Raw genomic sequence first — 3193 nt, 5'->3', positions numbered from 1 at the left:
GTATGCGGGCGCCGCCCAATCGTGCAACTGGCGCACGATCTCGGTATCGATCTCGCCGGTGCAGGAGACCACTGTCGCACTGTCGGGCAGCGTCGGCTGGTTCTGCAAGTGTTTCAATGCGTCGGTCACATCTTGGTCCGACGCGTTGGCGAGCATTGCGCCCAAATGGGTGGCCTCCATGGCGCCGGGCCCGCCACCGCTTGCCACCAGGCAGCCGCACTGGGTCAATGTCCGCGCGATCCGTGCCACATTCGCGTAGTTCGGGGTCACGCGCGTCTCGTCGTGGCCGCCCATGATGGCCACCGTGGGCGACTTGACGCTGTGGAAAAACACCGTGAGGGCGCGCATGATCGAGTGGTCATGCAGCGCCTGCATCATCCCGGCGTAGGGATCGGTGGGACATGCGCCGCCGTTGGCGGTGAAGTAGCGATACGAGCGGAAGTCCAATGTCTCGGCGAAGCTGAGTGGGCGGTGCGGCTCGAAACCACTCATCAGCTCCAGTGACGTGTACAACGAGTTGCGGAGCGGCTGAAACGGAACTTCGAGGTTCGGCATCGGAACTCAGCACTTTCATCTGGTCATTGGTCGGCTGAACACGCGGACTCCGGTAGACCACATCGCTTCACCAGAGCAACCGCACCGTTCATGAAATCTTTTGAAGAACAAACTAAAACGAATGCGGCCGGTTTGCCGGTAATCTTCGCGCCGACCAATATCGACCGCCGCTGGGATATGCAGACGTCGGCCCCGCTGATCTGGCCGCGTCGGACATATGAATCAGCAAGCGGTGCAGAATGTTTCGTGGTGGCTGCGGCGTCAGAGCACCCGCAGGATCGGCGAGGAGGAAAAGTCGGGTGGTTGCGGACCGAGCGCGGCGGTGACCGACCGGGGCACCGAGATATCGGCGAGGTAGAGGGCACCGACCTGCGGTGCGTTGCGCATACCGATCTTGGGCAGCGCCAATGTCAGTGTTGCATCGGCGCTGACGACATCTCCGGGCGCCTCTCCCGATGTGACGTCAAGTCCGCTAGGCGTGTCCAGCGCGACCACCGAACGGGCGGACGTCATCGCGGCGATCAGTTCGGCGGCGCGCCCCCGTGGTGCGCCCCGCAGCGAGTAGCCGATCAGCGCGTCCACGGTGAGGTCGGCATCGACGACGGTGTCGCTGGTGGCCACCTTCATGCGCCGCAGAATGTCGAACTGGTGTGCCGGCACCGGGCTCAGCTGGTCTGCCGGACCGCCCAGCGTCACCACGACGTCGACGCCTGCATTGGCGAGATGCCGGGCCGCCACCAGACCGCCGCCCCCATTGCCGCCGGAACCCGCGACCACGGCGACCCGGTCGGGCGCGGCCATGGCGAGCACCAAACGGGCCAGCCGGTGACCGGCGTTCTCCATCATCTGAATCAGGTCGATACGCAAGTCCTGCATCATCACGCGGTCCACCTCGACCATCTGCACCCTGGTCAGCCAACCGATGTCGTCGGCAACCACGGTGGGAAACACCTCGCCGGACGGCCCACTCACGTCGAGCCCGGCCAGTAGGTGACCCGCGTATCGCGCTGGCCAGTCTTCGGCGTCGCCGTAGCGCCGCTCGGCGGATTGGAGCAGCCCGACCAGCTGGCTCCGGGACGGCAACCGCCCGGCGCGGTCCCACAGCCGCGACTGCAGGTAACCGCTGTACCACAGGGCCCACTCAGGGTCGGCACCGTCGGTGTCGGCGTAAGCCTGATGGTGTCGTTCGCCGGTCTCCACCAGCAGGTCTGCCAGTTCTGCCACGGTGATCGAGATCATGTCGTTGCGCCCATCATGTTGTGGTTCGGCGTTGGGACACCGAAGCATTGGTCGCTTGGGAACCTGACCGCCCTCGGCGGGTTCGGACCCGAAGTGGCATCGCTCGTGCGCTTGCCGGCTCGTCCGGGATTTGCGCGGACCGGGTCCGCAGTCGGCGGCCGCTCAACCGGCTCAGCCTCGATTGTGGCGACCAATCGTCACTCCTGGTTTGGTGCATTCGGGTTTCACTGCGGCCGGCATCACGCTACTCCGGGGAGTCCAACGCTGACATGGGTTTACCTCAGCGCGTGGCCATAGCGTCGGCAACGCGCACATGCTGGCGCCCGGCGGCATTCGGGTTCGACGACGGATTCACACGACCCAGGGCCGACCCGGGCTTCTCGGTCAGGCCGGCGCGAAATCCGGTGCCGGGCCCGTCGCGGCCATCGCGGACGACAATGATTGGCGGACCGGCGATTTCGCTGTCCAAGGTCGCCGAGTGCGCCGGTATGTCGATACCAGCGTCCGACGCCCCGGTGGTGCCTCGGCCCGGCAGGCATTCATCGACCGGCCGAGAGGGGTTCCGCCATCCCGAGCATTAGCTGTGGGCCCGCTGAAAGCTGCCTGAAAGACCGATCGTGGGGCTGAAACAAAATTACGCTCGCCTTAAGCAGAAAGGTCGGTGATCTGCTCTGCCCGCAGCAGGCGGCAGGTTGCTGATGTCGAATCCAATTGCACCACCGCAATTACCGCAGCGCGCAGCCGCCCATATGGCCGCTGCACCACTGAGTCGTCGAGTTCGGCGGGTGAGGAGATGGCAATGTCGTTTGTGATCGCTGCGCCGGAGATGATGGCTGCCGCGGCCGCGGATTTGGCCACGATGGGGTCGGCGGTGAGCGCTGCGAACGCGGCGGTAGCGGGGCCGACGGCGGCGGTACTGGCCGCGGGTGCCGACGAAGTGTCCGCGGCCATCGCGGCATTGTTCAGTTCGCACGGTCAGGACTACCAAGCGCTCAGTGCCAAGATGGCCGTGCTGCATGACCAGTTCGTGCAAGCATTGACGGGGGCAGCGGGCTCCTACGCCGGCGCCGAGGCCGCCAACGTCTCGCCTCTGCAAGCGGTGGAGCAGGACCTGCTCAATGTGATCAACGCGCCGACCCTGGCCGTGCTGGGTCGCCCACTCATCGGCAACGGCGCCAACGGGGCCCCGGGCACCGGGGCCAACGGCGCGCCCGGCGGCCTGCTGTACGGCAACGGCGGAGCCGGCGGGTCGGGGGCGCCCAACCACAACGGCGGCAACGGCGGGGCAGCCGGGTTGATCGGCAACGGCGGCGCCGGCGGGGTCGGCGGAAACGGCGGGATCTTTAACGGTGCTGGTGGTAACGGCGGGGCCGGCGGAGCCGGCGGCCTGCTGTTGGGC

Annotated in this window: 3 protein-coding genes and 1 pseudogene; 1 reads left to right on the top strand and 3 read right to left on the bottom strand. The window is 66.5% G+C overall.

All coding sequences use genetic code 11. The features are described from left to right. The 3 genes and pseudogenes from BST40_RS27600 to BST40_RS27590 form a co-directional block, all read right to left on the bottom strand. Positions 1–555, bottom strand: a pseudogene (locus BST40_RS27600) (LOG family protein); the annotation flags it as partial. 261 nt (positions 556–816) lie between these two features. Next, positions 817–1794 carry an NAD(P)H-hydrate epimerase gene (locus BST40_RS29085; RefSeq protein ID WP_158006393.1) on the bottom strand — a complete coding sequence of 326 codons (978 nt, stop codon included), beginning with the start codon at positions 1792–1794 and terminating at the stop codon, positions 817–819. Positions 1795–2074: 280 nt separating this feature from the next. Beyond that, entirely contained in the window at positions 2075–2263 is a 189-nt protein-coding gene (locus BST40_RS27590; protein ID WP_075549857.1) for a hypothetical protein, read from the bottom strand. A gap of 330 nt (positions 2264–2593) precedes the next feature. Here BST40_RS27590 and BST40_RS27580 point away from each other — a divergent pair. Further along, positions 2594–3193 (top strand): PE family protein (locus BST40_RS27580; RefSeq protein ID WP_142276839.1); only part of this gene is annotated, 600 nt, incomplete at its 3' end.

The sequence above is a fragment of the Mycobacterium persicum genome, assembly GCF_002086675.1.
Lineage (GTDB): Bacteria > Actinomycetota > Actinomycetes > Mycobacteriales > Mycobacteriaceae > Mycobacterium > Mycobacterium persicum.
This window is presented reverse-complemented; position numbering and strand designations above follow the sequence as displayed.

Coding starts and splice junctions, on each gene's coding strand:
- BST40_RS29085 (WP_158006393.1), bottom strand. CDS start 1,794: ATGATCTCGATCACCGTGGCAGAACTGGCAGACCTGCTGGTGGAGACC.